The sequence below is a fragment of the Acinetobacter sp. T_3_1 genome, from assembly GCF_025377055.1.
Classification (GTDB): Bacteria; Pseudomonadota; Gammaproteobacteria; order Pseudomonadales; family Moraxellaceae; genus Acinetobacter; species Acinetobacter kookii.
In genome coordinates, this window is the sequence record NZ_JACHVD010000008.1 from 34,625 (window position 1) to 59,762 (window position 25,138).

At 42.6% G+C, this 25,138-nt stretch carries 24 protein-coding genes; 12 read left to right on the forward strand and 12 right to left on the reverse strand.

The window, feature by feature from the left end; genetic code table 11:
- Window positions 1-883 (reverse strand): IS4 family transposase (locus tag H4I94_RS09440; protein ID WP_409976798.1); only part of this gene is annotated, 883 nt, incomplete at its 3' end.
- Between the two features lie 634 nt (window positions 884-1,517).
- On the opposite strand from H4I94_RS09440, the gene sohB reads away from it, so the two are divergent.
- Both sohB and H4I94_RS09450 read left to right on the forward strand, forming a co-directional pair.
- Complete coding sequence (sohB, locus tag H4I94_RS09445) at window positions 1,518-2,480, forward strand: protease SohB (protein ID WP_261182915.1); 963 nt, start codon at window positions 1,518-1,520, stop codon at window positions 2,478-2,480.
- A gap of 125 nt (window positions 2,481-2,605) precedes the next feature.
- Window positions 2,606-3,223, forward strand: a complete 618-nt coding sequence (locus H4I94_RS09450) for a cytochrome b/b6 domain-containing protein (protein WP_092818958.1) — start codon at window positions 2,606-2,608, stop codon at window positions 3,221-3,223.
- Here the strand turns inward: H4I94_RS09450 and H4I94_RS09455 are convergent.
- The 5 genes from H4I94_RS09455 to H4I94_RS09475 all read right to left on the reverse strand — a co-directional run bounded on the left by H4I94_RS09455 (window position 3,182) and on the right by H4I94_RS09475 (window position 7,818).
- Entirely contained in the window at window positions 3,182-3,850 is a 669-nt protein-coding gene (locus tag H4I94_RS09455; protein WP_261182916.1) for a DUF2238 domain-containing protein, read from the reverse strand. The two genes, H4I94_RS09450 and H4I94_RS09455, sit on opposite strands and share 42 nt — an antisense overlap.
- Window positions 3,851-3,994: 144 nt before the next feature.
- The gene (gene purB / locus H4I94_RS09460) at window positions 3,995-5,383 is read right to left on the reverse strand and encodes an adenylosuccinate lyase (RefSeq protein ID WP_092818558.1); all 1,389 of its coding nucleotides are present in this window, start codon (window positions 5,381-5,383) and stop codon (window positions 3,995-3,997) included.
- Between the two features lie 63 nt (window positions 5,384-5,446).
- A complete protein-coding gene (gene hflD, locus H4I94_RS09465) occupies window positions 5,447-6,178 on the reverse strand; it encodes a high frequency lysogenization protein HflD (protein ID WP_261182917.1) in 732 nt (243 codons plus the stop codon).
- A 16-nt stretch (window positions 6,179-6,194) separates the two neighbouring features.
- The gene (gene mnmA / locus H4I94_RS09470; protein ID WP_261182918.1) at window positions 6,195-7,328 is read right to left on the reverse strand and encodes a tRNA 2-thiouridine(34) synthase MnmA; all 1,134 of its coding nucleotides are present in this window, start codon (window positions 7,326-7,328) and stop codon (window positions 6,195-6,197) included.
- A gap of 4 nt (window positions 7,329-7,332) precedes the next feature.
- Complete coding sequence (locus H4I94_RS09475) at window positions 7,333-7,818, reverse strand: NUDIX hydrolase (protein WP_261182919.1); 486 nt, start codon at window positions 7,816-7,818, stop codon at window positions 7,333-7,335.
- A 270-nt stretch (window positions 7,819-8,088) separates the two neighbouring features.
- Between H4I94_RS09475 and H4I94_RS09480 the strand changes: the two genes are divergently transcribed.
- Together H4I94_RS09480 and H4I94_RS09485 are read left to right on the forward strand one after the other, a co-directional pair.
- A complete protein-coding gene (locus H4I94_RS09480; RefSeq protein ID WP_261182920.1) occupies window positions 8,089-9,303 on the forward strand; it encodes a DnaJ domain-containing protein in 1,215 nt (404 codons plus the stop codon).
- 11 nt (window positions 9,304-9,314) lie between these two features.
- Window positions 9,315-9,968, forward strand: coding sequence for a hypothetical protein (locus H4I94_RS09485; protein WP_092818554.1), 654 nt, complete (start codon window positions 9,315-9,317; stop codon window positions 9,966-9,968).
- Window positions 9,969-10,124: 156 nt separating this feature from the next.
- Here H4I94_RS09485 and H4I94_RS09490 read toward each other — a convergent pair whose 3' ends face one another.
- From H4I94_RS09490 to H4I94_RS09505, 4 genes are all read right to left on the reverse strand, one after another.
- Complete coding sequence (locus H4I94_RS09490) at window positions 10,125-10,655, reverse strand: gamma carbonic anhydrase family protein (RefSeq protein WP_261182923.1); 531 nt, start codon at window positions 10,653-10,655, stop codon at window positions 10,125-10,127.
- A gap of 93 nt (window positions 10,656-10,748) precedes the next feature.
- Entirely contained in the window at window positions 10,749-11,897 is a 1,149-nt protein-coding gene (dacC, locus tag H4I94_RS09495) for a D-alanyl-D-alanine carboxypeptidase PBP5/6 (RefSeq protein ID WP_092818552.1), read from the reverse strand.
- Between the two features lie 118 nt (window positions 11,898-12,015).
- Entirely contained in the window at window positions 12,016-12,405 is a 390-nt protein-coding gene (locus H4I94_RS09500; protein ID WP_261182925.1) for an MCR_0457 family protein, read from the reverse strand.
- A gap of 246 nt (window positions 12,406-12,651) precedes the next feature.
- Window positions 12,652-13,026: an MCR_0457 family protein gene (locus H4I94_RS09505; protein WP_261182927.1), complete on the reverse strand. Its 375-nt coding sequence runs from the start codon at window positions 13,024-13,026 to the stop codon at window positions 12,652-12,654.
- A gap of 110 nt (window positions 13,027-13,136) precedes the next feature.
- Here H4I94_RS09505 and surE point away from each other — a divergent pair, with 110 nt between their 5' ends.
- From surE to H4I94_RS09520, 3 genes are all read left to right on the forward strand, one after another.
- On the forward strand, window positions 13,137-13,907 hold the full coding sequence (gene surE, locus H4I94_RS09510; protein ID WP_261182928.1) for a 5'/3'-nucleotidase SurE: 771 nt from the start codon (window positions 13,137-13,139) through the stop codon (window positions 13,905-13,907).
- 116 nt (window positions 13,908-14,023) lie between these two features.
- Window positions 14,024-14,836: a peptidoglycan DD-metalloendopeptidase family protein gene (locus tag H4I94_RS09515; RefSeq protein WP_261182929.1), complete on the forward strand. Its 813-nt coding sequence runs from the start codon at window positions 14,024-14,026 to the stop codon at window positions 14,834-14,836.
- A gap of 93 nt (window positions 14,837-14,929) precedes the next feature.
- Window positions 14,930-15,859, forward strand: coding sequence for a LysR family transcriptional regulator (locus tag H4I94_RS09520; RefSeq protein ID WP_092818546.1), 930 nt, complete (start codon window positions 14,930-14,932; stop codon window positions 15,857-15,859).
- Window positions 15,860-15,914: 55 nt separating this feature from the next.
- Here the strand turns inward: H4I94_RS09520 and H4I94_RS09525 are convergent, their stop codons facing one another.
- Window positions 15,915-17,126 carry an aspartate aminotransferase family protein gene (locus tag H4I94_RS09525; protein ID WP_092818545.1) on the reverse strand — a complete coding sequence of 404 codons (1,212 nt, stop codon included), beginning with the start codon at window positions 17,124-17,126 and terminating at the stop codon, window positions 15,915-15,917.
- A 163-nt stretch (window positions 17,127-17,289) separates the two neighbouring features.
- On the opposite strand from H4I94_RS09525, the gene grxD reads away from it, so the two are divergent.
- Window positions 17,290-17,631 carry a Grx4 family monothiol glutaredoxin gene (grxD, locus tag H4I94_RS09530; RefSeq protein ID WP_086175639.1) on the forward strand — a complete coding sequence of 114 codons (342 nt, stop codon included), beginning with the start codon at window positions 17,290-17,292 and terminating at the stop codon, window positions 17,629-17,631.
- Window positions 17,632-17,697: 66 nt separating this feature from the next.
- On the opposite strand, the gene H4I94_RS09535 is transcribed toward grxD, so the two are convergent.
- Window positions 17,698-20,337: a Lon protease family protein gene (locus tag H4I94_RS09535; RefSeq protein WP_261182930.1), complete on the reverse strand. Its 2,640-nt coding sequence runs from the start codon at window positions 20,335-20,337 to the stop codon at window positions 17,698-17,700.
- Between the two features lie 183 nt (window positions 20,338-20,520).
- Between H4I94_RS09535 and H4I94_RS09540 the strand changes: the two genes are divergently transcribed.
- From H4I94_RS09540 to rpmE, 4 genes are all read left to right on the forward strand, one after another.
- Complete coding sequence (locus H4I94_RS09540; RefSeq protein ID WP_261182931.1) at window positions 20,521-22,683, forward strand: AmpG family muropeptide MFS transporter; 2,163 nt, start codon at window positions 20,521-20,523, stop codon at window positions 22,681-22,683.
- A gap of 288 nt (window positions 22,684-22,971) precedes the next feature.
- Window positions 22,972-23,373, forward strand: a complete 402-nt coding sequence (gloA, locus tag H4I94_RS09545) for a lactoylglutathione lyase (protein WP_092818542.1) — start codon at window positions 22,972-22,974, stop codon at window positions 23,371-23,373.
- Window positions 23,374-23,631: 258 nt separating this feature from the next.
- Complete coding sequence (locus H4I94_RS09550) at window positions 23,632-24,630, forward strand: bile acid:sodium symporter family protein (protein WP_261182932.1); 999 nt, start codon at window positions 23,632-23,634, stop codon at window positions 24,628-24,630.
- Between the two features lie 203 nt (window positions 24,631-24,833).
- Entirely contained in the window at window positions 24,834-25,058 is a 225-nt protein-coding gene (gene rpmE, locus H4I94_RS09555) for a 50S ribosomal protein L31 (protein WP_001200845.1), read from the forward strand.
- The last annotated feature ends 80 nt before the right edge of the window (window positions 25,059-25,138 follow it).

Here is a 25,138-nt window from a genome sequence, read left to right on the forward strand (position 1 = left end):
TTTTCTTGGCATGCGCACTGCTCAATTCAATACATTCATCCGCAATAATGCCTTTAGTCGCTAATACACTGCGGCTTGATTTAACTTGATAAACTGTCTTTGGGCGTAGCCGAGTTACGAAGCTGACTTTCTGATGTGTCAACTGAGCAAACCATTGATAATCAAAATATCCTTTATCAAAGACGATAATGCTGCCAGCAGGAAACTTAAATGCTCTGCCTTGCACCATATCATTTTCAATACCATCTCCAAGCGCTACAAATTCAGGAATGGTATTGCTGTGATTTAAGCCAACACTGAGTTTAATACTGGCTTTGGATTCATGCACTTTTGCCCATTCGCACAATGACAGTGAAAGATCAATATGACTGGCATCTAGTGAATACAGCGGATTCTTGAATCTAAATTTATGTGCAGTTTTAGAGTTTTCACAGCGCTGAAGCAGCTGTGTGAACAATTGCTGATACAGGCTGGCGGGCTGTTCTTCGTTGAGTCTTGCTAAGGTGCTTCGCGCAATTCTTTTCGCGCCAAGATGATAGAGCTTTTCCTGCTGGGATTCGAGATTGGATTGAATGTCTCTTAAGCTTTGCCGACAAGAAAGTTGGGACATTAATATGGCAACAAACTGATCCCAGCGGGTGGCTGATCTTAATTTTTGCCCAGAGTGGTGCAGTTTAGCCAGACGTTCAAAATCTTGTCTTAAAATGGGTTTGAGTAATTGATGAAATACGGTATTCTGATGTGACAAAACCTGAGNAAACTGATCCCAGCGGGTGGCTGATCTTAATTTTTGCCCAGAGTGGTGCAGTTTAGCCAGACGTTCAAAATCTTGTCTTAAAATGGGTTTGAGTAATTGATGAAATACGGTATTCTGATGTGACAAAACCTGAGTCCTTTATAGTTAAAGTGTTTGTTTGCACTCATATTTTAACTATTTAGACTCAGGTTTTTTTTATTTAAAGCAAACTATGGGACAGTAGTGGCCGTAAGGCTCTTTTTATTTGTGTGTTGGGGCTGAAGTTGGAAAGATCTGGTTTTCTTTTATAGATAATGATCATTAGATTCCTTTTATAAATCAAAAAATATTCAATATTAGATTTTTTTAAATCAGCACGGCCTCAATTGACTGATTTAATTTTGTACCTTCTCGTAGGCAATCTCTCTACTTTTGAAAGGTCAAAAGTAGACAAAAACCTTTTGTTTCCCATACACGACATCCTTGTCGATGGGAAAAGTGTGGCATCCATGCCACACTCATGAATCTAATATTGACTAAAAATCTATTTTCAATTTCAGCTTTACGAACAGTTCTNATGGGAAAAGTGTGGCATCCATGCCACACTCATGAATCTAATATTGACTAAAAATCTATTTTCAATTTCAGCTTTACGAACAGTTCTTAATTTCTAAAATGATTTATGAAAGAAGTTTATTATTTGCAAAATATAAATTGAATTTTTGTGTGATTGCCCACATCTTATGCAAGATAAATATGAATTAAATGAGTCTGTATCTGTATGTTATTTCACACCCCCAAATTACCCGCTGAAATTCGTATTAGCCATTTAAACGCACGTGTAAATGAACAACGTAAAAAAATTGCCCAAGCGACTGCGTCTAAACTGGAACTCTTGCATCTTGCCCAGCAGCTTTCAAAGGAAGCACGCTTACGTAAAAAGAACAATCAAAAAATTTATGTACTCGATTTCAAGGGTGACACAGCAGCCTCTGCCGTAGAAAACTTGCGTGAAGAAATTACCCTGATTTTAGCCACTGCAAAAGCAGGGCGTGACCGTGTTGTGGTACGTCTGGAAAGCCCGGGCGGTATGGTACATGGCTATGGCCTGGCGGCTGCCCAGCTGGTGCGTTTGCGTGATGCCGGCTTTAACCTGACGATCTGTGTCGATAAAGTCGCAGCCAGTGGCGGTTACATGATGGCTTGCATTGCCAATGAAATTGTCTCTGCTCCATTTGCCGTGGTCGGTTCCATTGGTGTGGTTGCACAGGTACCGAACTTTAACCGCTTGCTGAAAGAAAAGCATATCGACTTTGAACTTTATACCGCAGGCCAGTTTAAACGTACCGTGACCATGTTTGGTGAAAATACCGCAGAAGGTAAAGCCAAATTTGAGGAAGAGTTACAGCAGACGCATGAGCTGTTTAAACACTTTGTAGAAAAATACCGCCCGCAACTGAATGTAGAGAAAGTGGCGACAGGTGAACACTGGTATGGAAAAGACGCGCTTGAACTCAACCTGGTAGATAAGCTGCAAACTTCGGATGAGTATTTACTCGGCTTGTTAGCGCAGCACGAAGTCTTTGTGATTGAAACTCGCCGTAAACCGACATTGGGTGAAAAACTGGGTTTACAAGCCGCACAAATGGCAGATGGTCTGGTGCCGGCCGTGATGAATAAAGTCATGGAAACTTTGAGCAAGGCAAATGCTGGCTTGGTTCAAATGCGAGATCCTAAGCTTTAATTGAAATTCGTTGGGCTATTTTAAAATTGCGCTCTGATGAGCGCAATTTTTTTGACTGGATCTTAATCTCCGATTCAGCTTGATCTTTTATGATGGCATTAAAATAAATGAGCACAGGTTTTTTTATGCTTCATCATACGACGAACTCTTCAACAGATTTGCTGATCCGATTTCTGCATATTGTTATTATTTTGAGTTTTACCGGGGCTTATCTCACCGGGGATATAGAAGAATGGCATCACATCCATATGGCATTTGGCTATACACTCGGTATTAGCCTGATATTAAGAGTTTTATGGCAGTTTTTCGCTCCTCGACTGGCCCATACCCAGCCTTCAGGAATAAGCCGTCGTTTAAATGTAATCAAGCCATTTGTAAAGCGTTATGGGGCGCAGCCGCAGCAATGGGTTTCACCCGCATTTTTAAAAGCAGCCAGTTCCAGTCTGTTTCAGCTCAGTATCCTGGGTATTTTTTGCTTGTTGCCTTTAACTGTGCTGGCCGGATTTTTTACTGACTATACGCATAGTCATAGTTTAAAAGAAGTGCATGAGCTATTTGCCAATCTGTTTTTAACCAGTGTGTTATTGCATTTGGCAGCGCTGACATTGAACAGTGTTCTGCTTAAAAAATGGCTGGCAAAGCGTATGTTCTGGGGCGAAGATCCCCATTCATGGTTCACCCTGTTTGCGTCAGTCCTGTCACTAGGCATGCTGGTCGCTTTCTGGCTGTGGTATTTTAGCTAAGCTTTTGCGAGAGTAGCACAGATCAAGCAGGCCATAGCCTGCTGCGCCGACTGTTGCAAGCAGCATGTCTTTATGTGCATCCCACATATCTCCCTGCTGCCCATTATAATTTTCCGCTTCCTCTGGGGATAAACCAATCGCAATCAGCCATTCAAGCCATTCATAAATTAAACTGGTGGCCATAATAAATTGAACCACCAATAAAAATAGCATGAAGGGTTTAGCTTCAGGCAGCCACACCTGAAACAATCGAAGTAACACCGGGTAGAGCAGTACACCGCAGGCAAGATGCACCAGACGGTCATACATATTGCGTGACCAGCCCATCGATTGATTGAGGTCAAAGCCGAACAGCTGAATCAGCCATTCGTTATAGGGGACATAGGAATAGAGGTAATGTGCGCCGATAATATGGATCAGCAAAAAAAAGAGATAGAGCACAAAACTATAAAAACTCATGCCAATTTTTTTTTGGGTAAACAATAACAGCACAAGCATAAACACGGTGCCTGCTTGATGCAGTAGATATGCTTCAAATTCTAAAGGACGAATACTGGCGATAATGATCGCAACCGTGATCACTACGAGTGCAAGCCAGTGTTTAATGCTTAATTGATGTTCAATCATTATTTCTTGTATTGGCAAAATTTTATTGGGAGTGCTGAAATTTTATCAATGACTTATGTAGTTATAAACATAGATGAATTATCAACAGATTCTATTCTAATAAAAAAGCGAAGCCGAAGCTTCGCTTTTTAGATTTATTTCGAATTAAATTTTTGAGATTAAATCTTTAATCTGTTTCGCTTGAGTTGACGCATTACCTGTATAAGTTGCAGGTGTCATTGTCGCAAGACGGGCACGGTCAGCAGCAGGAACGGCTTCTAACTCGTTACCATTCACGAAGTTCACCATCATGTCGCGAGTCATGGCCTGACCACGAGTCAGTGCTTTCAGTTTTTCATATGGTTTTTCAACTGCATAACGACGCATTACCGTTTGAATTGGTTCAGCAAGCACTTCTTGAGCGTGATCCAGATCTTCCAGAATACGGTCAGCATTCAATTCAAGTTTGCCAATACCTTTAGAACAAGCTTCGAACGCGATCAAGCTTTGTGCAAAACCGACACCCATGTTACGAAGTACAGTCGAGTCAGTTAAGTCACGCTGCCAGCGAGAAATAGGAAGTTTTTCGCCCAAGTGTGCAAGAACTGCATTGGCAATACCCAGGTTACCTTCAGAGTTTTCGAAGTCAATTGGATTCACTTTATGCGGCATGGTTGAAGAACCGACTTCACCTTCTTTCAGGCGTTGTTTGAAGAAACCAAGCGAGATGTAACCCCAAACGTCACGGTTAAAGTCGATCAGGATGGTGTTGAAACGACGCAGTGCATCAAACAGTTCCGCCATGTAGTCATGCGGTTCAATTTGAGTGGTGTACGGGTTGAAAGTCAAACCTAAAGATTCAACAAATGCTTGTGAATGCGCAGGCCAGTTGATTTCCGGATAAGCAGAGTAGTGTGCGTTGTAGTTACCGACTGCACCGTTAATTTTACCTAGAAGTTCAACTTGTTTGAACTGTTTGATTTGACGCGCTAAACGGTAAGCCACGTTGGCCATTTCTTTACCCAAAGTGGTTGGGCTGGCAGTTTGACCGTGGGTACGAGACAACATTGGCTGTTCAGCGTGTTGTTCAGCCAAAGCAACGATTGAGTCGATGATTTGCTGCATAGCTGCAACTAAAACTTCACGGCCATTTTTCAGCATTAATGCATGAGACAGGTTGTTGATGTCTTCAGAAGTACATGCAAAGTGAATGAATTCACCGGCATTTTTCAATTCTTCGATATCAGCAATCTGTTCTTTAAGAAAATATTCAACTGCTTTAACGTCATGGTTGGTGGTGCGTTCAATTTCTTTAATGCGGTTGGCATTGTCTTCAGAGAAGTTGGCCACAATCGCATCAAGTGCAGCATTGGTTTCTGCGCTGAAAGCAGGAACTTCAGTGATTTCAGGACGGTTTGCAAGCGCTTGTAACCAGCGAACTTCAACAGTCACACGAGCGTGGATTAAACCAAACTCAGAGAGGAAAGGACGCAAAGCATCACATTTGCTGGCGTAACGTCCATCTAATGGAGAAAGTGCGGTTAAAGCGTTCATAGCGATTCCTTAAACTTTGGAATTAAACGTAAAGCGAATAATAAAAATTCGTTCATGATCAGGTTAAACCACCTGATACTGTAAACGGGCAAGATCTTGAATATCCTGGAGCAGTTTGCGCTTGCTAAAAATCATGCCCCATGAGCTGCCACCGAGTTGACGCCATAAGTGCGCCAGTTGCAGGCCAGTAAACAGGGAAGCGCGAATTCGGTTGGTGTGGGCACTATCTTTAAATGCTTCGGCATTGCCCTTGACCATAATCCGCGGATTAATCTGTCCGGCAGTGTCTATATAGGTTTGGGCAAGGTTGGCAATAATGCTGGGATGCAGATAGTTATTATCGAAAAAAGACAGCTGTTTGAGAATTTTTTGTTGTGATTGTTCAATAATTTCAATAAATTTTGGATTGCTATAGACTTTTTTCTCTAACTGCAACAGTGCCATGGCATAGCTCATTGGCAGCTTGGCGTTGGAAAATTTCGGCAAACGCGACTTGGGAGAAGGATTAAAGGGTTGGGTAATGCTGCTTTCTAAGGTTTTTAAACCGAGGGAAATATCGGCCAGTTGATTAAAGAAGTCTAGGGTTTGACAGGATTCATTGGAAGTGGGACGGATATTCAGGCTGGCTTTAATGAGTTGTTCTAAATAGAAACTGCCATTTTCACCAATACTGTGTTGTCCTGACATGGCTGTCATATGGGTCAGCTGTGTCGACTGGAACACAGCTGCCAACGCCAAAGCACGGTTCTGACGTACATTCAAAGTCCGAGGCTGTTGAAAGGGTAACTCAGCCATGCCTATCGCTTCCTTTTTAAATAAAATCAGGTTTTGGTGCATTGGTATGATGAATCACACCACCACCTAAACAAACTTCATCTGCGTAGAACACTACACTTTGTCCTGGAGTCACCGCACGTTGCGGTTCGTCAAATTCAACACGTACGCCATTTGGCATATCGGCATCTTTATAAATGACACAAGCCTGATCTGGCTGGCGGTAACGGGTTTTAGCCGTACAGCGGAAACCTGTTACTGGAATATCCTGCTCGCCAGAGACCCAGTCAATCGCTTCACTCCAAAGTATAGTACTTTGCATTAGTGGATGCTCATGACCCTGACCAATAACAAGGCGATTATTTTCAATATCTTTATAAAGCACAAACCAGGCGCCTTCGGCTTCGCCTTTCAGACCACCTAAGCCGATACCGCCACGTTGACCGAGCGTATAGTACATTAAGCCGTGATGTTCACCAACCTCTTTGCCGGTATCCAGTAAAATTTTTCCGGGTTGGGCTGGAAGATATTGTTTTAAAAAGTCATTAAAACGGCGTTCACCAATAAAGCAGATTCCGGTGGAGTCTTTTTTCTTTGCAGTTGCCAGACCCAGCTCTTCAGCAATTTTACGCACTTGTGGCTTTTCAATTTCACCGACAGGGAACAAGGTCTTGTTAATTTCCCGGCCATGTACGGCATGCAGGAAATAAGTCTGGTCTTTGTTTTGGTCAAATCCGCGTAACAAAGGGGCGTATTCTTCACCACGCGAGTTGGTCATGGTTTCACCGCGACGGCAGTAATGACCCGTGGCAATAAAGTCTGCACCCAAATTCACGGCATGGTCTAAAAAGGCACGGAATTTAATTTCTTTATTACATAAAATGTCTGGGTTGGGCGTACGGCCAGCCGCATATTCAGCCAGAAAATGCTCAAACACGCGATCCCAGTATTCCATGGCGAAATTGGCGGTATGCAGTTTGATGCCAATTTTTTCACACACGGCTTGCGCATCGGCAAGGTCTTCCATGGCCGTGCAATATTCCGTGCCGTCATCTTCTTCCCAGTTTTTCATGAAAAGACCTTCAACCTGATAACCCTGTTGAAGAAGAAGTGCTGCAGACACAGATGAATCTACACCACCAGACATACCGACGATGACACGTTGTTGCATAGGATTAAGCATCCAAAGTTGTAAATAGGGGAGAGTTTTGGTGCTCGTAAACGAGCGATAAAGGATATCTTTGACCGGATAAGGCATCTTTGACGGCTTTAATCACCAAAGGACTACGTGCGCGTGCAGATTCTTCCAGTTCGTCCAATGTCATCCAGACGGCACCCACGATTCCAGTATCCAGTTGTGCCTCTGCATGATGATACAGATCTTTAGCCAAGAAGCAGAAACGGAAATAGGTACGGTCAGGGAACATTGGGGGAGTATAGGTATATATGCCAAGCAGGTCTGTAATTTCTACTTCATGCCCGGTTTCTTCCATGGTTTCACGAATGGCTGCCTGTATAAGCGTTTCGCCACATTCGACATGACCCGCAGGCTGGTTAAATACAGTATGCGTTACCCCTTGAGTATGTTCTTCAACAAAAAGGAATTTTCCATTTTTTTCAATAACAGTGGCGACGGTAACGTGGGCAGTCCAAGCGGTCATAGAAAAGCACCATGGGATAAAAGGGGTATTCTACAAAATTTAGCGCGTGGTGGCTATGACGGGAGGGGATTTCTTTGTGTATTAGAAAAATGATTAACTCATTTTAGAATCAAAAAGGCCACTGTACTTGATGAACATTGAACTGTGTCAGAAGCTTATTCTATGACTCAATTACGTTATCTAGGATTAAAAAAATATGAAAAAGATAGTAAATTTTGTGGATAAATCATTATAATTGGAATACTTTTATATTTATAATTTATTTTTTTAATGATTGATTTTTATGATTTATTGGGTGTTGATAACAATGAAATTAGCCAAGAAATTAAAAAGGCGTATCGAAAATTAGCTCTTAAATATCACCCTGATCGCCATCAAGGTAATAGTCATGAAGCAGAAGAAATGATGAAACTGCTAAATGAAGCTAAAGATGTATTGCTCAATGATGAAAAGCGTGAAGAATACGACGCTGCACTTTATTCATTCCAGCAATTTAAAGCCCGTCAACAGCAAGAAGCTGAACGTAGACAACGTGAACAGGCAGAACAAGCTGCACGTAAAAAACGTCAACAAACCGAGCAAGCCGAACGAGAAAAACAGGAACAAGCTAAGCGTCAACACCAAGCCAATGCCGAGCGTGAAAAACGTGAACAAGCTGAACGTGATCGACAAGCGCAAGCACAGCAAGAAAAACAAGAACAATCGCAACGCCAACAGCAAGAATCACAGAGCAAAGAACGACGCCGAGAACAATACCGTAAAGAACAACAAGCACAACGCAAACGTGAACGGGAAGAGGCTGAGCGCAAAGCACGTGAACGTGCTTGGCATGATAAAGAATTTGAAAAGCATAAACGTGAATACGAAGAACAACTCGAAAAAGAACGTCAAGCCAAAGCCCAACGTGATGAACAGATTAAAGAGTCGATTCGAAAGCAACGCTTACGTGAAGAAGAAGATCAACGTCGAGCCAAAGCAGCACGTCTAGCAAAAGAGGCAGAAGAAAAGCTCAAGCAAGAAGCTATAGCGCATGCATCAAAAAAACGGAAACGCATCTTATTGGTTTTGTGTGTAATAGGATTCGTTATAGCTTTTTATGTGTATCAAAAGAACCATACGCAAAGCGATTATCTTGATGATCCTTATGCAGCGTATGGCTTTGATGAAAGTGCAGAGGAGGTTCAACTTCCACCTGATTTATATGATGAACCAAGTGAAAATGAATTGAATGAACAGGGTGTTCGTCAACAGGAACGAGATCAACACCAAATACATGTAGATGACTCAGATAAACATGCAAACACCGCTGCTGATGTGATCAACATGACAGCGGACGTAGCAACGACAGCAACCACTGATACGGCACCAACGATTGAAGCACAAACTGTACCTATACAGCCAAAGATTGAAAAACCACAACCATCTGCAACAGTAAAGAAAAAGGAGGATGGTTTAAGTTTAGGCAATGATGATTTTTTTAATTAAGAGGAAATAAGATGATCAAACCATTAAGCTTAGCTTCACTTATGACGTGTAGTACATTGGCATTTGCCAACGAGCAAAAAATTGAAATTAAAAACAGCTTAAACGTAGAAAGCTTGATTAGCGAAGAAAGTAAATATATCGATGTGTTTAAAGCCATTACAGATGACATGATGAAAAATGGTTTTTATTTTAAAGTGGGCGGTAAAAAAATCGATCAAGATCGTGATGGCTATACTTTTGAGGTGCAAGATATTGAACTATTTATGAAGCGTAGTGCCATTAAACGTAATCAACAAAGAGCCAAAGTGGTGAAATCGACCGTACTCTATAAAGGTGCTGTTAATAAATTGAACTATAAGGCTGTGATTGGGCCAGATCTTAACCGCCCACGTGTTTGCTTTAAAATGGATTTAAGAGACAAAGAAGACAACACACTCGGCAGTTTTGGACTTATGCCAATGCGTGTGATTAATATGGACTACTTTGTGCCACATAAATATTGGGGCTATGAGCCAAGCAAACACATTCTGGAAGAGTTTCAATCTACGGAAGATGTTAAAATTCGTCTCTATAGAGACAAGATCACGCTCAATGTGCAATTGGAGCATTTGGCTTTGATTCATTCGGTCACATTCAGACAAGAGATTTGTAAGCCACTTGTATAGCTAAATCATAATATTGAAGCTACATCATATTGATGACACGATGTAGCTTTGTTATGCGTATTTTTATAGATGACACTATTAAATCATAGCACTGAATGTTTTTTACTTTTGAAATGGATTGTACTTTTTTATTAATATACGCAGCATCCTGATGCTCTATTTATAATTCTCCGCCACCTTCACATAGTGCCGTGCTGAATACGGCAAAAATTCTTTTTCTTTATCTGTCAAAGGACGAACTTTTTGTACCGGGCTACCGACATATAAATAACCACTTTCAAGATGTTTGCGCGGTGGTACCAAAGAGCCTGCGCCAATCATGACATCATCTTCAATTACCACGTCATCTAAAACAATGGTGTTGATTCCCACCAATACCCGATTGCCAATACTACAGCCATGTAAAGTCACATGATGGCCAATGGTCACATCTTCACCAATAATTAACGGTGAACCTTCAGGTTTATCGGCTTTTTTATGGCTCACATGCAGCATGGCATGATCTTGCACATTGGAATTTTTACCAATACGGATATGATTCACATCACCACGAATCACGGCAAACGGCCACACCGAAACGTTTTCAGCAAGTACCACATCGCCAATCACGACAGACATGTCATCGACATAACATGAGTCATCAATCTGCGGTGCAACATCTAAATAGGGACGAATGTTTTTAGCCATGTGAGAGTTTCAGTCTGTGGATTTCAAGCATTATAAAATAAAAAAGCACCCAGACCGAAGTGTGGATGCTTTAACTTAAGTCTAAAACTCAGCTTAGAACAAGTTTGCGAAGAATTGTTTGATGTGATCAATCATTTTTGCAAAGAAACCGGCTTCTTCAACAGCCTGAAGGGCAACAAGCGGTTTTTCTGCAATCACTTTGCCATTCAAGGTAGCCACATATTTACCTACCACTTGACCTTTTTTCAAAGGTGCAGTCAGTTTAGGCTGAACCACCAGTTGAGTTTTAATGGCATTGGCTTCGCCTTTAGGCATGGTCACGTTAAAGTTTTCTGCCAGGCCAATTTGAACATCATTGCTTTTGCCATACCAGACTTTTGATTTAGCCAGAACCTGATTGGCAGGTTGAACTTTTACGGTTTCAAAGTTTGCATAACCCCAAGCCAAAAGTTCACGTGTTTGTGATGCACGCTCATTCATGCTTGGTGCACCAAAAATCACGGAAATTAAACGTAATGGACCACGTTTGGCAGAAGTGGTTAAGCAATAACCGGCTTCTTCAGTATGGCCGGTTTTTAAACCGTCTACACTCGGGTCAGTATAAAGCAAGGCATTACGGTTACCCTGTTTAATGCCGTTAAAGGTAAATTCTTTTTCAGAATAGATTGGATAATACTTTGAACTGTCATGAATGATATGTTGCGCAAGTGTCGCCATATCTTTGGCAGTCGAGTAGTGACCTTCAGCAGGCATACCCGTTGCGTTGATGAAGCTGGTATTGGTCATGCCAATACGTTTTGCTTCCTGGTTCATCATGTGGGCAAAGGTACCTTCATTGCCGGCAATATGTTCTGCCATGGCTTTAGAGGCATCATTACCAGACTGGATGATAATCCCGCGCAGCATTTCCAGTGCCGTTGCAGTACCGTTAAGCGGTACATACATACATGATTCCGTGCTGCTGCCACGACACCACGCAGATTCGTTCATGCGAACTTTTTCATTTTCAGTCAGTTCACCGCTCAATAACTTCTGTTCGATGATGTAACTGGTCATCATCTTGGTCATGGAGGCGGGTGCTAATTTTTCATTTTCATTTTTTGATGCGAGGATTTGCCCTGTCTCATAATCCATTAAAACATAAGATTTATTATTGAGTTCTGGCGGTGCAGATAAGACAGTTGCTGCGTATGTGAAGCTCGGCAATAGTAATAATGCAGCAAGGGCGCTTTTGTGGGTCATTCTGGGTGGTTCCAATATCTTAATAATAAGCACAAAGAGCTTTGCATTTTAGGACAAAGCAAAGCTGACTTCTATGGGGGAAATCAGCTTATTTCAAAAGTATTGTAACCAATTTGTGTTATTTGCTGTATGTGGTAAGTTCTTGGCAAATTTCCTGGTTTTTTGCGTCACCTGCTTTTTTCGCATCCGTGCGTGCTTCAGCTAAAATAGGTTTAAATTTTTTCTCTTTACTGAGTTTAGCCAGGCTTGAAACCGCATTATTTTCGGCAGGTAAATATTCCTGTGCCAGCTTGGCATATCCTTGTTCAAATTTAGCATGATCTTTCACTAAACCTGGACATACTTCCGAGAGTACATAAATGGCAGCCAGCTCTTGCTGGGTGACTTTTTGTAGCGGAGTCACTTCAATATTTTCATCTTTTTGTGTGGCTGCGTGAGTCATGGAAAGAGCCATTGCGGCAGTGGTCAACAGTCCCAAAGAAAGTGACTTAAGCATAAATAATTTCATTAAAAAGACCTGAATGATTTAAAAACATCACAATAAAAATAAGCTTAACGATAATAAGCTTAACGATATTTTTCGTAATTGTAAGTACATAAATGTATTGAAGCTGTTGAACATGACCCGGTTTATAAAAAGAGTTGGAGCTGAGAAAAGCATCAAAAAAAAGCATAAAGAAGAAACTTCTTTATGCCGATGATCATTGTAAATGTTCAAGATTATGATGACTTAATCTAAAGCCAGTGTTCTATATCAAGCCTGATAATTGACCACATCATCACAAACCGATTTTTGCTCATCCTGGCTGGTTTCTTTTGCCGCCTGACGGGCTTCATTCAGTACAGCCTTATATTCTGAATCTGCTTGAATTTTATCGAAAGTCATTGATTTATCGGAATAGTCTTGCAGATAGGCTTGAATCAACAGCTGAATGTTTTGATCAAATTTTGCATTTTTACCAATAATGGCAGGGCATACTTCAGCCATCACCTGAGTTGAAGCAAGGTCTTCTTTCACAATTGTATTGGCTTCTTCTAAAGATAAGCCGTCATTGGCTAACACAGTAGAAGATAATAATGCCGCAATGCCTAACCCCAATAAGCCACGAAATGATATGCTTTTAGTCATTTTTAAATCACACTTTTTGAATGGATGTTGAGCGTCAAATATATATAATTTTCTATACAATTCAATCAAATGTTCTGATTAGTCATTTTTAACCGTTAAGAGATGTTGTAGTGAATATATTAATTGCCAATGATGATGGCGTTTTTGCTCCCGGTATTCAGGCATTGGCTCAAGCTCTGGCTCCGCTTGGCCGTGTAGTCATTGTTGCTCCTGAAAGTGAACGCAGTGGTTTTTCCAGCGCACTGACTTTAGACCGTCCTTTACGGCCTGTTCAGATTTCAACCGATGTCTGGGCGGTCAATGGCACGCCTGCAGACTGTGTATATCTGTCCATGAACGGCTTATTTGATTTTGAATTTGATCTGGTGGTCAGTGGAATTAACAGTGGGGCAAATCTGGGTGATGATGTGCTTTATTCAGGCACCGTCGGAGCCGCCTTCGAAGGCCGCCTGATGAAACAGCCGGCTATTGCCGTATCCATGGCCGGTCCCAATGTGCGTTCCTATGACAGCCCGAATGATTATGCCGTGGCAGCAAAATGGGTACATGATTTCATTGTTCAGGGGTTGCCGATTTTACCGCCGCGTCATATTTTTAACGTGAATATTCCAGATATATCTGAATTGAAAGGTTCGAAAATTACCTATCAGGGACGTCGCAGTCAATCTAAACCGATTACCAGTCATGTAGACCCACGTGGACGTCAGGTTTATTGGATTGGCTTGTCAGGAGAGGCAGTTGCTGAACCTAAAAAAGGTTTAACTGAAATAGAATCGGACTTTTTTGCGGTGGCAAATGGTTATGTCAGTATTACGCCGATTCAAATGGACGCCACAAATTATGAGATTTTGCACACATTACACGCACAGTTTTCTAAATAGTGTCCAGTAGTGTTATAACTTTGTGAAAAAGCGGAATTGAACATATTTTTCAGATGCTTTTTTGCTAATCTTAGCGCAAACCAATAAACAGACTTAATGTGTAGAGAGGAAGATTAATGCACTTGGTGTCACCGTATCGCATATTTGCTGCGCCTGCAGGCTTGTTGAAAACCATGGTGTTGTCTACAGCTGTTATTGCCACAGCCATTTTGAGTGGTTGTGCTTCAAAACCACAAGTCCATAATGCAACACGTTACGCGGCTGCGCCAGATTACTATACTGTTCGGTCTGGAGATACATTAAGCGGAATTGCTGCACGTTATGGTCTGGCTTATACCAGTGTGGCTGATATGAATGATATAGCGGCACCCTATCGCATTTATGTCGGTCAATCTTTGCGTTTAAAGGATTCAGGCTCACGTCGGACGACCACTACACAAGCGGTGACCCAGGCGGCACCGATTCAGCGCCAAACCGTTCAGCTTCCGACTGCACCGGCTAAACAACCTGCTGTTCCGGTAACTACGACAACTGCACCCGTGGCATCTTCGCAAGTTTCTGCTTTGCGCTGGGTAAAACCAAGTAATGGCCCAGTTATTGCAAGCTTTAATGTGGCTGCAAATGTAAAAGGTATTCGCTATGGGGGGAATACGGGTGATGCAGTTTTTGCAGCGGCAGATGGTCAAGTGGTGTATGCGGCAGATGGTTTGAAAGAATACGGCAATTTAATTCTGATCAAGCATATCGATGGCTACATTACGGCTTATGCCCACAACAGTAAAATGAATGTGAGCAGTGGCCAGAATGTGACAGCTGGGCAGAAAATTGCTGAAATGGGTTCAACAGGAACCAGTCGTACCATGCTGGAGTTTCAGGTACGTTTAAATGGTAAACCTATCAATCCGACCATCGTTTTACCAATAAATTAAATTTTACAAATACAAAACATAAATTTCACCGTATAATACAATGAGTTGCTTTTATCGGAAAGATAAAGTAATCATAAGTTCAGAGGGAAATTTATGTTAGATCAACTTCGAGCAATGGGTGTGTTTGCTTGTGTTGTTGAAAAAAGCTCGTTTAGCGGTGCTGCACGTGAGTTAGGAATCACGACCAGCGCCGTAAGTCAGCAAATTCGTTCTTTAGAAAATGAAATGGAAGTCACACTTCTACATCGATCTACGAGAAAATTAAATTTGACTGAAGCCGGACTGGCCTTTTTCCACAGCTGTCAAGAAATGCTTGCCGCTGCAGAGCGTGGGAAAATCCGTATCAACGAGTTACGCGATGACTTGGTAGGGGATTTACGCATTGCCACAACCCCGGAACTTGGTGCGAATCATGTGATTCCTGCATTGTCTCACTGGATGCAGGCACACCGTGGTTTAGCTGTCCATGTAGAGGCAGATAATCAATATATTGATTTAATGGAAGGGCGTATTGATATTGCCTTGCGCATGAGTCCAAAAATAGAAGATCATCATTTGAATGTGATGCCTCTGGCTCTGGTAGAGCAGGTGTTGGTGGCTTCTCCAAGTTATTTGAATCAGTCGGCGCCTGTATCGCGGCCTGAAGATTTAAACCATCATGACCTGATTCCAATCAATATTATGAAAAATTATCAACATTTTTCATTTCAACATGCGGCGTCAGATAAAACAGTGAATCTGGAAATGAAATCACGTTTAAGTACCAATAACGTCCTGGTTGCAAAATCATTATGTTTGCAAGGGCATGGTATTGCACGAATTTTATATCTGGATGTACAAAAAGATTTAGTGAATGGCTCGCTGGTGGAAGTTTTACCAGAGTGGAAACTAGAAAATTTCACCTTATATGCCATCACAGCAAAAAAAGATCAGCAGCCGATGAAAGTTCATCGCTGTTTAGAGGCATTAAAACAATACTTTAGCCAGTTACCCGGCGGAAGAATTTACCAGACAGTCTCATAAGAATAGAGCACAAAAAAAGCCGCGATCAGCGGCTTTTTTAGATTGGGTTAAAGGCTTAAGCCAAATAATCCTTGATCATTTTAACCAGGCGTTCAATCAATTGATCTGCCTGTTCTTGGTTAATGTTTAGTGGCGGTAATAAACGGATGACAGAACCGGCAGTCACATTGACAATTAAATGATATTCATCACGTGCTACATTGACCAATTCTCCACAGGCTTTTGGTAACTCAATACCAATCATCAGACCAAAACCACGAACGCTAACGTTTTGATCAGCCAGTTGCTGGGTCAACTGCTCAACGATATAACTCCCCATTTTTGCAGCATTTTCAACCAGATGTTCTTTTTGAAGGGTATCAATAACCGTATAAACCACACGTGAACCCAGGGCAGTACCACTATACGTTGAACCATGGTTGCCAGCCGTTAACACACCGACGCCGCGGCCTTGGGTCATCACCGCACCAATCGGAAAACCATTGCCTAAACCTTTGGCAGTGGTGAGTACATCGGGAACAATATTGGTGTGCTGGTAAGCAAAGTATTTACCGGTACGGCCATTACCCGTTTGAACTTCGTCCAGCATCATCAGCCAGTTGTGCTGATTACAGATTTGACGGATTTCTTCCAGGTAGCTAAAGCCTTGAGGGGCAGTATTGACGCCACCTTCACCCTGAATCGGTTCAACCAGAATTGCCACGATGTCCGGATGCTGAATTGCAGCTTCTTCAATCGCTTCGATATCACCAAATGGCACACGGATAAAACCTTCAACCAAAGGCGCAAAACCTTCCTGAACCTTTTTGTTACCCGTCGCTGAAAGGGTCGCCAGGGTACGGCCATGGAAAGAATGATCTGCCACAATAATTTTTGGGGTGTTGATCCCTTGCATATGACCAAATTTACGCGCGATTTTAATGGCACCTTCATTTGATTCTGCACCACTATTGGAGAAGAAAATTTCTTCCATGCCGGAAACTTCTGCCAGTTTTTGCGCAGCAGCCGTTTGCCAAGGCACTTCAAAAATGTTGCTGGTATGCATTAGGGTGGCGGCCTGTTCGGCAATCGCTTCAGTGACCGCAGGGTGTGAATGACCCAGGCCACATACTGCAATACCGGTTAAGGCATCTAAGTATTCAGTACCGTCTTCAGTATAAAGATAAGAACCTCGTCCTCGGACAAAGCTGATCGGCTGACGGCCAAATACCGGCATCAAATGAGATGGTTGATCAGTTTGCACAGGAGCAAGGGTAATGTTATTCATGACTAACTCTTATCTGTTAGGAGGGAAAAATAAAAGTTTATATAAGCAAAATCCAGAACAGAATAAAAGCCCAAATGTAAATAAAAATGGATTTATTGCTTTAGAGATACTGTTTCGTCCAGTTTTGGGTATAATGCGAAGCAGATTAGTTGAGGATTTATCAATGACTGAACAAGTACGCGATACTGAAGCGTTAATTCGTGACCAAATTGCTAAACATGCAGTGTTACTTTACATGAAAGGTACACCACAATTCCCACAATGTGGTTTCTCTGCACGTGCGGTAGAAGCACTCAGTCAAATTGGTCGTCCATTTGCTTATGTCAATATTTTGGAAAACCCGGATATTCGTGCAACTTTACCGAAAATTGCCAACTGGCCTACCTTCCCACAATTGTGGATCAATGGCGAATTGATCGGTGGTAGCGATATCATGCTGGATATGTTCCAAAAAGGTGAGTTAAAACCTTTGGTTGAACAGTACAGCCCGGCACCTGAAGCTTAATTCAGTGTAATGATGCGGTATGAAAAAAAGCGCCTTGAAGGCGCTTTTTCTATGTCTCAGAAAATGTCAGCGATCTTCTGATCTGTGGTTTGGATCATTTGCAACAGCTTCAGCCGATGCTGCTGATCCCGTTTCATCCGTTGTCGCTTCAGTTTTGGACTTTTTCTTGTCTTTCTTCTTTTTTTTCTTTTTCTTCGGCTCTTCTTCGAGTTCGGCACCATCTTCCAGCGCCTGCCAATATTCTAACTGATCCATGACCGCCGCATAAATGGAACCTTTACTGTAACGACCTTTTTTATTCAGTGTGCCTACAGGACGTGCCATTAAGAGTTCTAAAGCCTGATCAATGGTTTCAATGGCGTGAATATGGAACTGACCTTGGGCTACGGCTTCAATTACATCATGACGCAACATCAGGTGTTCCATATTTTGATAGGGAATAATCACCCCTTGTTTGCCCGTCAAGCCTTGCAATTTGCAGGCATCATAGAAACCTTCAATTTTGGCATTGACACCGCCAATCGGTTGAACCTGACCCAGCTGGTTCATGGAACCGGTAATGGCCCAGGACTGGTCAATCGGTAACTGGCTAATGGCAGAAATAAGGGCAGAAAGCTCAGCCACGGTTGCACTGTCGCCATCGATCTGACCATAACTTTGTTCAAAGGCGAGGGCAGCCGAGAAATGCAGCATCTGTTCACGGCCAAAATGCGCTTTCAGGAAACTCGACATCAGCAATACGCCTTTGGCATGCAGCGAGCCGCCCAGTTCGACACTACGCTCGATATCCAGAATGTCACCGCCACCTTGATAGACCGATGCAGTCAAACGTGAAGGCAAGCCAAATTCGACATCGGCATACTGAATTACCGACAGGGCATTGATCTGACCCAAACGATGACCTTTGGTTTCGATGAGCTGCGTGCCACGTGTTAAATCTTGCCAGTATAGTTCACGTAAATAACCCAAGCGATACTTGCGATGATCAAGTGCGGTATTGATATGTTTTTCTGAAACGGTTTTGTCACCGGCTTGCGCTGCATGATGATGCGCTTCGCGGATCAGGTCACCCAAAGTTAAGGCATGCAATGACAATGAGCTTTGGTCTTCCGCCTGACGGCTTGAATCGGTGAGTAGTGCAGCCAGCGCAGAACGGTCAAAAGGCAAGAGTTTGTCGGCCTGAACATAGTCTGCAATCAATTGCATATAGGCTTGTTCATTAATGTCATTACGTTGTAATGTGTCGGTGAAATCGGCCCGAATTTTAAACACGCTGCCAAGCTCAGGTTCCAGTTCCAGAATTTCATAATAAATTTCAGGTTCTGCAAGTAGAATCACTTTAATATTTAATGGAATCGCTTGCGGTTCGATGGAAATGCTGCCGGTTAAGGTCAGCATATGTTCCAGCGAGGACAGCTTTAATTTTCCAGATTTCAGGGCACGTTTTAGCCCTTGCCATGCATAAGGCTGTTCCAGCAGCTGTTCGGCTTCAAGCATCAGAAAACCGCCGTTGGCCTTATGCAGTGAACCTGGACGAATCAGGGTGAAATCGGTGGTAATGGTGCCATTTTGAGTAAGCTGTTCCACATGTCCCAACAAGTTGTAGTGGGTCGGGAAGTCTTCGAAAATGACTGGTGCACCGCTATTCGGCTTATAGGAAACGATGATATTGGCCTGATAGCGTGAAGGCACGCGACTGAAGATGCCAGGAGCGAAATCATCCTCTTCTTGCTCAAGGATAATTTCTACATTATTGATGATATCTTCCGCATAATATTGCAGATATTCAGTCAGGCCATCCACATCGGGGTATTTGTTCTGAATCAGGTCAATGCGCGGCATCACCACTTGCTTGGCAATATCGCGGTTGAGATGCTGGACCTGATCCCGTGCGTCATCTTCCAGGTCACCCAAATGCAAGCCCAAACGCTCCAGCTTTTTATTCATGTAGCGGATGTTCGAGGCAATCTCTGCGCGCTGTTTGCTATCCAGGGCATTAATGTCTTCTTTGGACATTTCCTGATATTCATTGTCTTTCAGATGAACCGGTACGAAGCAGTGTTCATCATCTTGTGAAATCAGTTTTAAATCAAAGTCTGCACCTTCTTTGGTCAGTTCGACTAGGGCCGATTGCTGTTCATCGCCAGTTTGCTCGCGAATCATTTCAATACGGTTGTGGTAGGTTTCAGCCGTAAAGCGCCGTTCCAGCTGTTTTAAAATGGTTTGCCAAGTTTGATGCAGCAAGGCCTGGAATTTAGGCGCTTGTCCTGGTGGAAGTTCAAGTGCAATCGGTTGACGGGGGAACTTGAAATTATTGACATAGACCCAGTCATTTGGGGTTTGCATGGTCTTGGCATGTTGTTGCAGTAAACGCTTGATCATGGTGCGTTTACCCAAGCCTGCCGTACCGACTGCAAAAATATTATAGCCCGAGTAAGGCAGGGCGATGCCTGCTTCAACCGAGGCACGTGCGCGATCTTGCCCAAGAAAGTCATTGAGCGGTTTGATTCTTCGTGTTGACGCAGGAATTTTTTCAAGATTGGGAATATGCGTCAGTTGTTTGGGATGAAGCTGTGTTTTGGTCAGGGTGTTTTGAATTTCCGGTTGATCGAATGCTGAAATTAAACTGCTTGGTATAGGGTCTGGTTGAGTCACTGTAATTGTTGCAGATAATGAAGAATTCATTTGATCGAGTTTTTGGGGCACTGTTTAAATCCAAAACTAAAATATTGCAATAGAGATTTAAAGGTATACAGGTTTAGTTGAAAAATTCAAGCGCGCAGGTCGTTTTTATCGACAAAATAAAATAATGATTTCACAATTATTGTTGAAACTGAACTTATTAAGCGTTTGAATAGCAGCATTCAGTTTTGCAGAAAAAACAACGTAATGACAACACAATCTCCAGGGTGGAAATCTGCCTTTACTGCTTTTCTCGATCGTCGTGCACTGATCATGCTGTTTTTAGGCTTTTCAGCCGGTATTCCCATTCTTCTAATCTTTTCCAGTCTGTCCTTATGGTTGGGTGAAGCCGGCATTGAAAAAAGTGCAGTCACCTTTTTTAGCTGGGCAGCACTGGGCTATTCATTCAAGTTTGTCTGGGCACCTTTAATTGATGAATTGCCAGTGCCTTTCCTGACCAAAAAGCTGGGACGACGTCGGGCCTGGTTGCTGATTGCGCAAGTTTTAATTATTAGCGCTATCTGTATTATGGCTTTTTCTAATCCGGCACTTGGTCAGGGCTATTTGTATCAGATGGCAGCAGGCGCCGTGTTACTAGGTTTTTCTGCAGCGACTCAGGATATTGTGATTGATGCCTATCGGATTGAGCTTGCAGAAACGGAAATGCAAACCGTGCTGGCCTCGACTTACAATGCAGGTTATCGCATCGGGATGATTGTGGCCGGTGCAGGTGCCTTGTTTCTGGCAGCCTCGCTTGGAACCGCCAAAGGGAACTATATTTATAGTGCCTGGAAAATTACCTATTTGGTTATGGCTGCAGTCATGCTGGTGGGCATTATCACCACTTTAGTGATCCGTGAACCGCAGGTGGATCGTAGCTATAAAGATTATAAGCGTAGCGATTACTATCGTCTGGTGGCCGTATTTTTTGTTGCCGTGATTGGCTTTGTCGTGAGCTATATTTTTTCTGGAACTTTAACCGAATCTGTTAAGGCACAATTTGCAATTACCGATTCGTTCCTGTTGTTCTGCTTTGAAAGCCTGCGTTTTATTGGATCTGCTGCGATAGCTGTATTGCTGGGCACATTATTGGTCAAAATGGGTGCGGTCAACAAGCAAATGGCGATGGAAACCTGGATCAGCCCGATTGCCGATTTCTTTAGACGTTATGGCCTAAAGCTGGCTTTGGTTTTGCTGTTGCTCATCGGTTTTTACCGTATTTCGGACATTATTGCCGGGGTGATCTCCAATGTGTTCTATCAGGATTTAAACTTTAGCAAAGAGCAGATTGCCGAAGCGGTCAAAATTTACGGGGTAATTTTCAGCTTGGTCGGTGGTTTCCTGGGGGGCTTGCTGGCACAGCGTATGAACATTATGAAACTGATGTTTGTTGGTGCTGTTCTTGCCAGCTCAACTAACCTAATTTTTATCGGTTTGGTCAAATCCGGTCAGCCGACCCATGATGTTCAAGTCACGGTAGGTCAGCACAAGTATCAGATGCAGTCGGATGAGGTGGGTTATTGGAAACTGAAAGTGCCGAGTCAGGTGTTGGCCCAAGCCAATGCCGTACAGGTTCAAGTACAATATGACGATGATGCCCAGCCGCCAGTCATGAGCGCTGTACCTTATTTAAAACAGGATGCTCAGCAGCAGGGTACTCAATCGGGCATGATGCAGATTCTGCCGGTGACCAGTGATAATGTGATTAATGCACATGAACAAGAGAACAGTCTGGTGGTGCGTGGCCAGTATTTTGGACAGCCATTGACTGAGACACAAAAAATTGTCTTGCATTTGGATGAACAGAAATTCGATGCCAATCTGGACAAAACAGGGGTATTTAGCACCGCTATTCCCGCGGAAAGCCTGGCAAATTCTGCATCAAAACAGCTTGTGGCGGAAGTAATCGATAATGACAAAGCGATTTTAAGCACACAGCATCGCTATACGGTCGATATGGGTTCAGCCACAGCAAAAGGTCTGGATATTGATGTACAGCCTTTAGCGGCAGTCAATGCTCAATCAACTGACGATGTTGAAATTAGCGGCAAGGTGATTAAACCTTATAGTTCACTGTGGCTATATTTTGCCATTATTGTCGATAACCTGGCATCTGGATTGGCGGGTGCAGCATTCATTGCATTCTTGTCCAGTTTAACCAGCGTATCTTTCACGGCAGTACAATATGCCATTTTCAGTTCACTGATGACTTTAACGCCGAAGATTTTAGGTGGCTATTCAGGGACTATTGTGACCAATATCGGTTATCCGAATTTCTTCCTCATGACCACGCTGATTGGCATTCCCATTTTAATCCTGGTGGTCTGGGTGGCGAAGTTATTGCGTGAACATCAGCAACAGTCGAGCTAAATTCAAATTTAAAAAAAATGAACGAACAACCCATTTGTCTTGAGGATGAAATGGGTTTTTTCTTGAGCTAAAAATTGTGGTAAGGATTCAATTTTATCTTGTAAATAGCCTAAGCAATGACTCCATCCTTACGGCGCGCTGTGCTGTTAAGCATAATATGATTTAAAAATGTCAAAACAACAGGGAAGTGGAACAATAAATGATATCCACCGCCAGATTGCTAAATTGAATTTTCCACACCAAGTCCCTATAGTGTCTGTAAAAATGGAAAACATAGGAAAATGAATTATGCGCATGCTGCATACCATGTTACGTGTAGGCAATTTGGAACAATCTTTAAAGTTCTATACTGAAGTACTCGGTATGACTTTGCTTCGTAAACGCGATTATGAAGAAGGCCGATTTACTCTGGCTTTTGTCGGTTATGGCGATGAAAAAGATCATACGGTACTGGAGTTGACCCATAACTGGGACACAGAAAGTTATGAGCTGGGAAATGCTTATGGTCATATTGCCATTGCGGTTGATGATGCCTACAAAGCCTGTGAAGAGATTAAGGCACGTGGCGGTAAGGTAGTGCGTGAAGCTGGGCCAATGAAGGGTGGTGTTACCGTGATCGCTTTTGTTGAAGATCCGGACGGCTATAAAATTGAGCTGATTCAGCAAGATGTTAATGCCAGAAATAACTAATAGATTTCTTTCATCATTATTCACATCTTTTGTATTTTTCTGCCTGAGCTGAATTGAAATGTATTTCAAGTCTGCGCAAGAGAAATAAAAAGAATTGATGAAAGAAGTCTGATCATAAAGTGATATAGATAAACTAAATATTCAACATTGAGTTGAAAAACTGGCTTTATTTATTTAGCCCAGTAAGATGAAACTTTACCAGTAGGTAAATTCACTTATTGGGCTTTTTAATATTTTCAATGATTACAGGAAGTAGCGATGTTAAAATTATTGGCATTGGATCGCTTTACTATTTTGTTGATTGTGATGGTGATCTTGGCAAGCCTTCTGCCCATATCGGGGCTGGCTGCGGATATTTTTAGTGTGATCACCTCGGTGGCAATTGCGATTCTATTCTTTTTGCATGGGGCAAAACTGTCCCGAGAAGCGGTGGTGCAGGGCATCATGCACTGGAAATTCCATGTGGTGGTGTTTGCTTTCACTTTTGCCCTGTTTCCGATTTTAGGCTTATTGGCCAAACCGCTTCTTTTACCGATGTTGGGCAAAGAGTTGTACTGGGGCTTCCTGTTCATGTGCTTCTTGCCATCAACCGTGCAATCTTCCATTGCATTTACCTCGGTGGCAAAAGGCAATGTCGCCAGTGCAGTGTGCAGTGCTTCATTTTCCAATATCGTCGGCATGTTCATTACTCCTGTATTGGTGAGTTTCTTTATTTTAGGTCAGTCGCAACATGGCTTTGATCCTACATCCTCAATTCTTCAAATTACCTTATTGTTACTGGTCCCATTTATATTGGGGCAAATATTACGCCCTTATGTTTATCCGTATATGTTGAAATTGCCCGGTATTGTCAAAGCATTCGATCAGGGTACTATTTTGATGGTGGTGTATGGGGCATTTAGTGGGGCTGTGGTCGCCGGTTTGTGGCAAGAAGTCAGCTGGCAAACGTTGCTGATTTTGACCATAGCCTGTTCAGTGTTTTTGACTATCATCATGCTACTGGCTTTATATATTCCGAAATGGCTGGGTTTTAACCGGGAAGACCAAGTCGCGATGTTCTTTTGCAGTTCGAAAAAAACATTGGCCAGTGGCGTGCCGATGGCACAAATCCTGTTTATTGGGCAGCCTTTGGGTATGATCGTTCTCCCAATTATGATTTTTCATCAGATTCAGCTCATGGTCTGTGGAGTCATTGCCAACTACTGGTCAAAACATCCTGCAGATGAGCTTAACGCGATAGAAGAATGTAAAGAATAATTCGCTATCTGTTATTTTTTCCCGTATAATTGCGCCCACTTGTTGTGCTTAGCTCTGACGGTATCCGTCTCGGTGGGCCAAAAGAATGGTCTGTTGTGGTGTTGGTCTAGCTTTTTATTAGATAAAGCTTATTCCTCATTAATCATGAGAGTGATCAATTGCGATGACAGCATAAGCCTTTCTTAACTTAGGAGTAATCGACGATGCGCGCCGATATTCACCCAAAATATGAAAAATTAGTTGCTACTTGTTCATGTGGTAACGTAATCGAAACTCGTTCAGCGCTTGGTAAAGAAACGATTTACCTAGACGTATGTTCAGCATGCCACCCATTCTATACTGGTAAACAAAAGAATGTGGACACTGGCGGCCGTATCGACAAATTCAAACAACGTTTTGCTGGTATGTCACGTTCTATCAAACGTTAATACCCAAAATGAAAAAAACGGGCTTCTTGCCCGTTTTTTTATGCCTGTCATTTCATCAATGACTCAATGACAGACTTTGT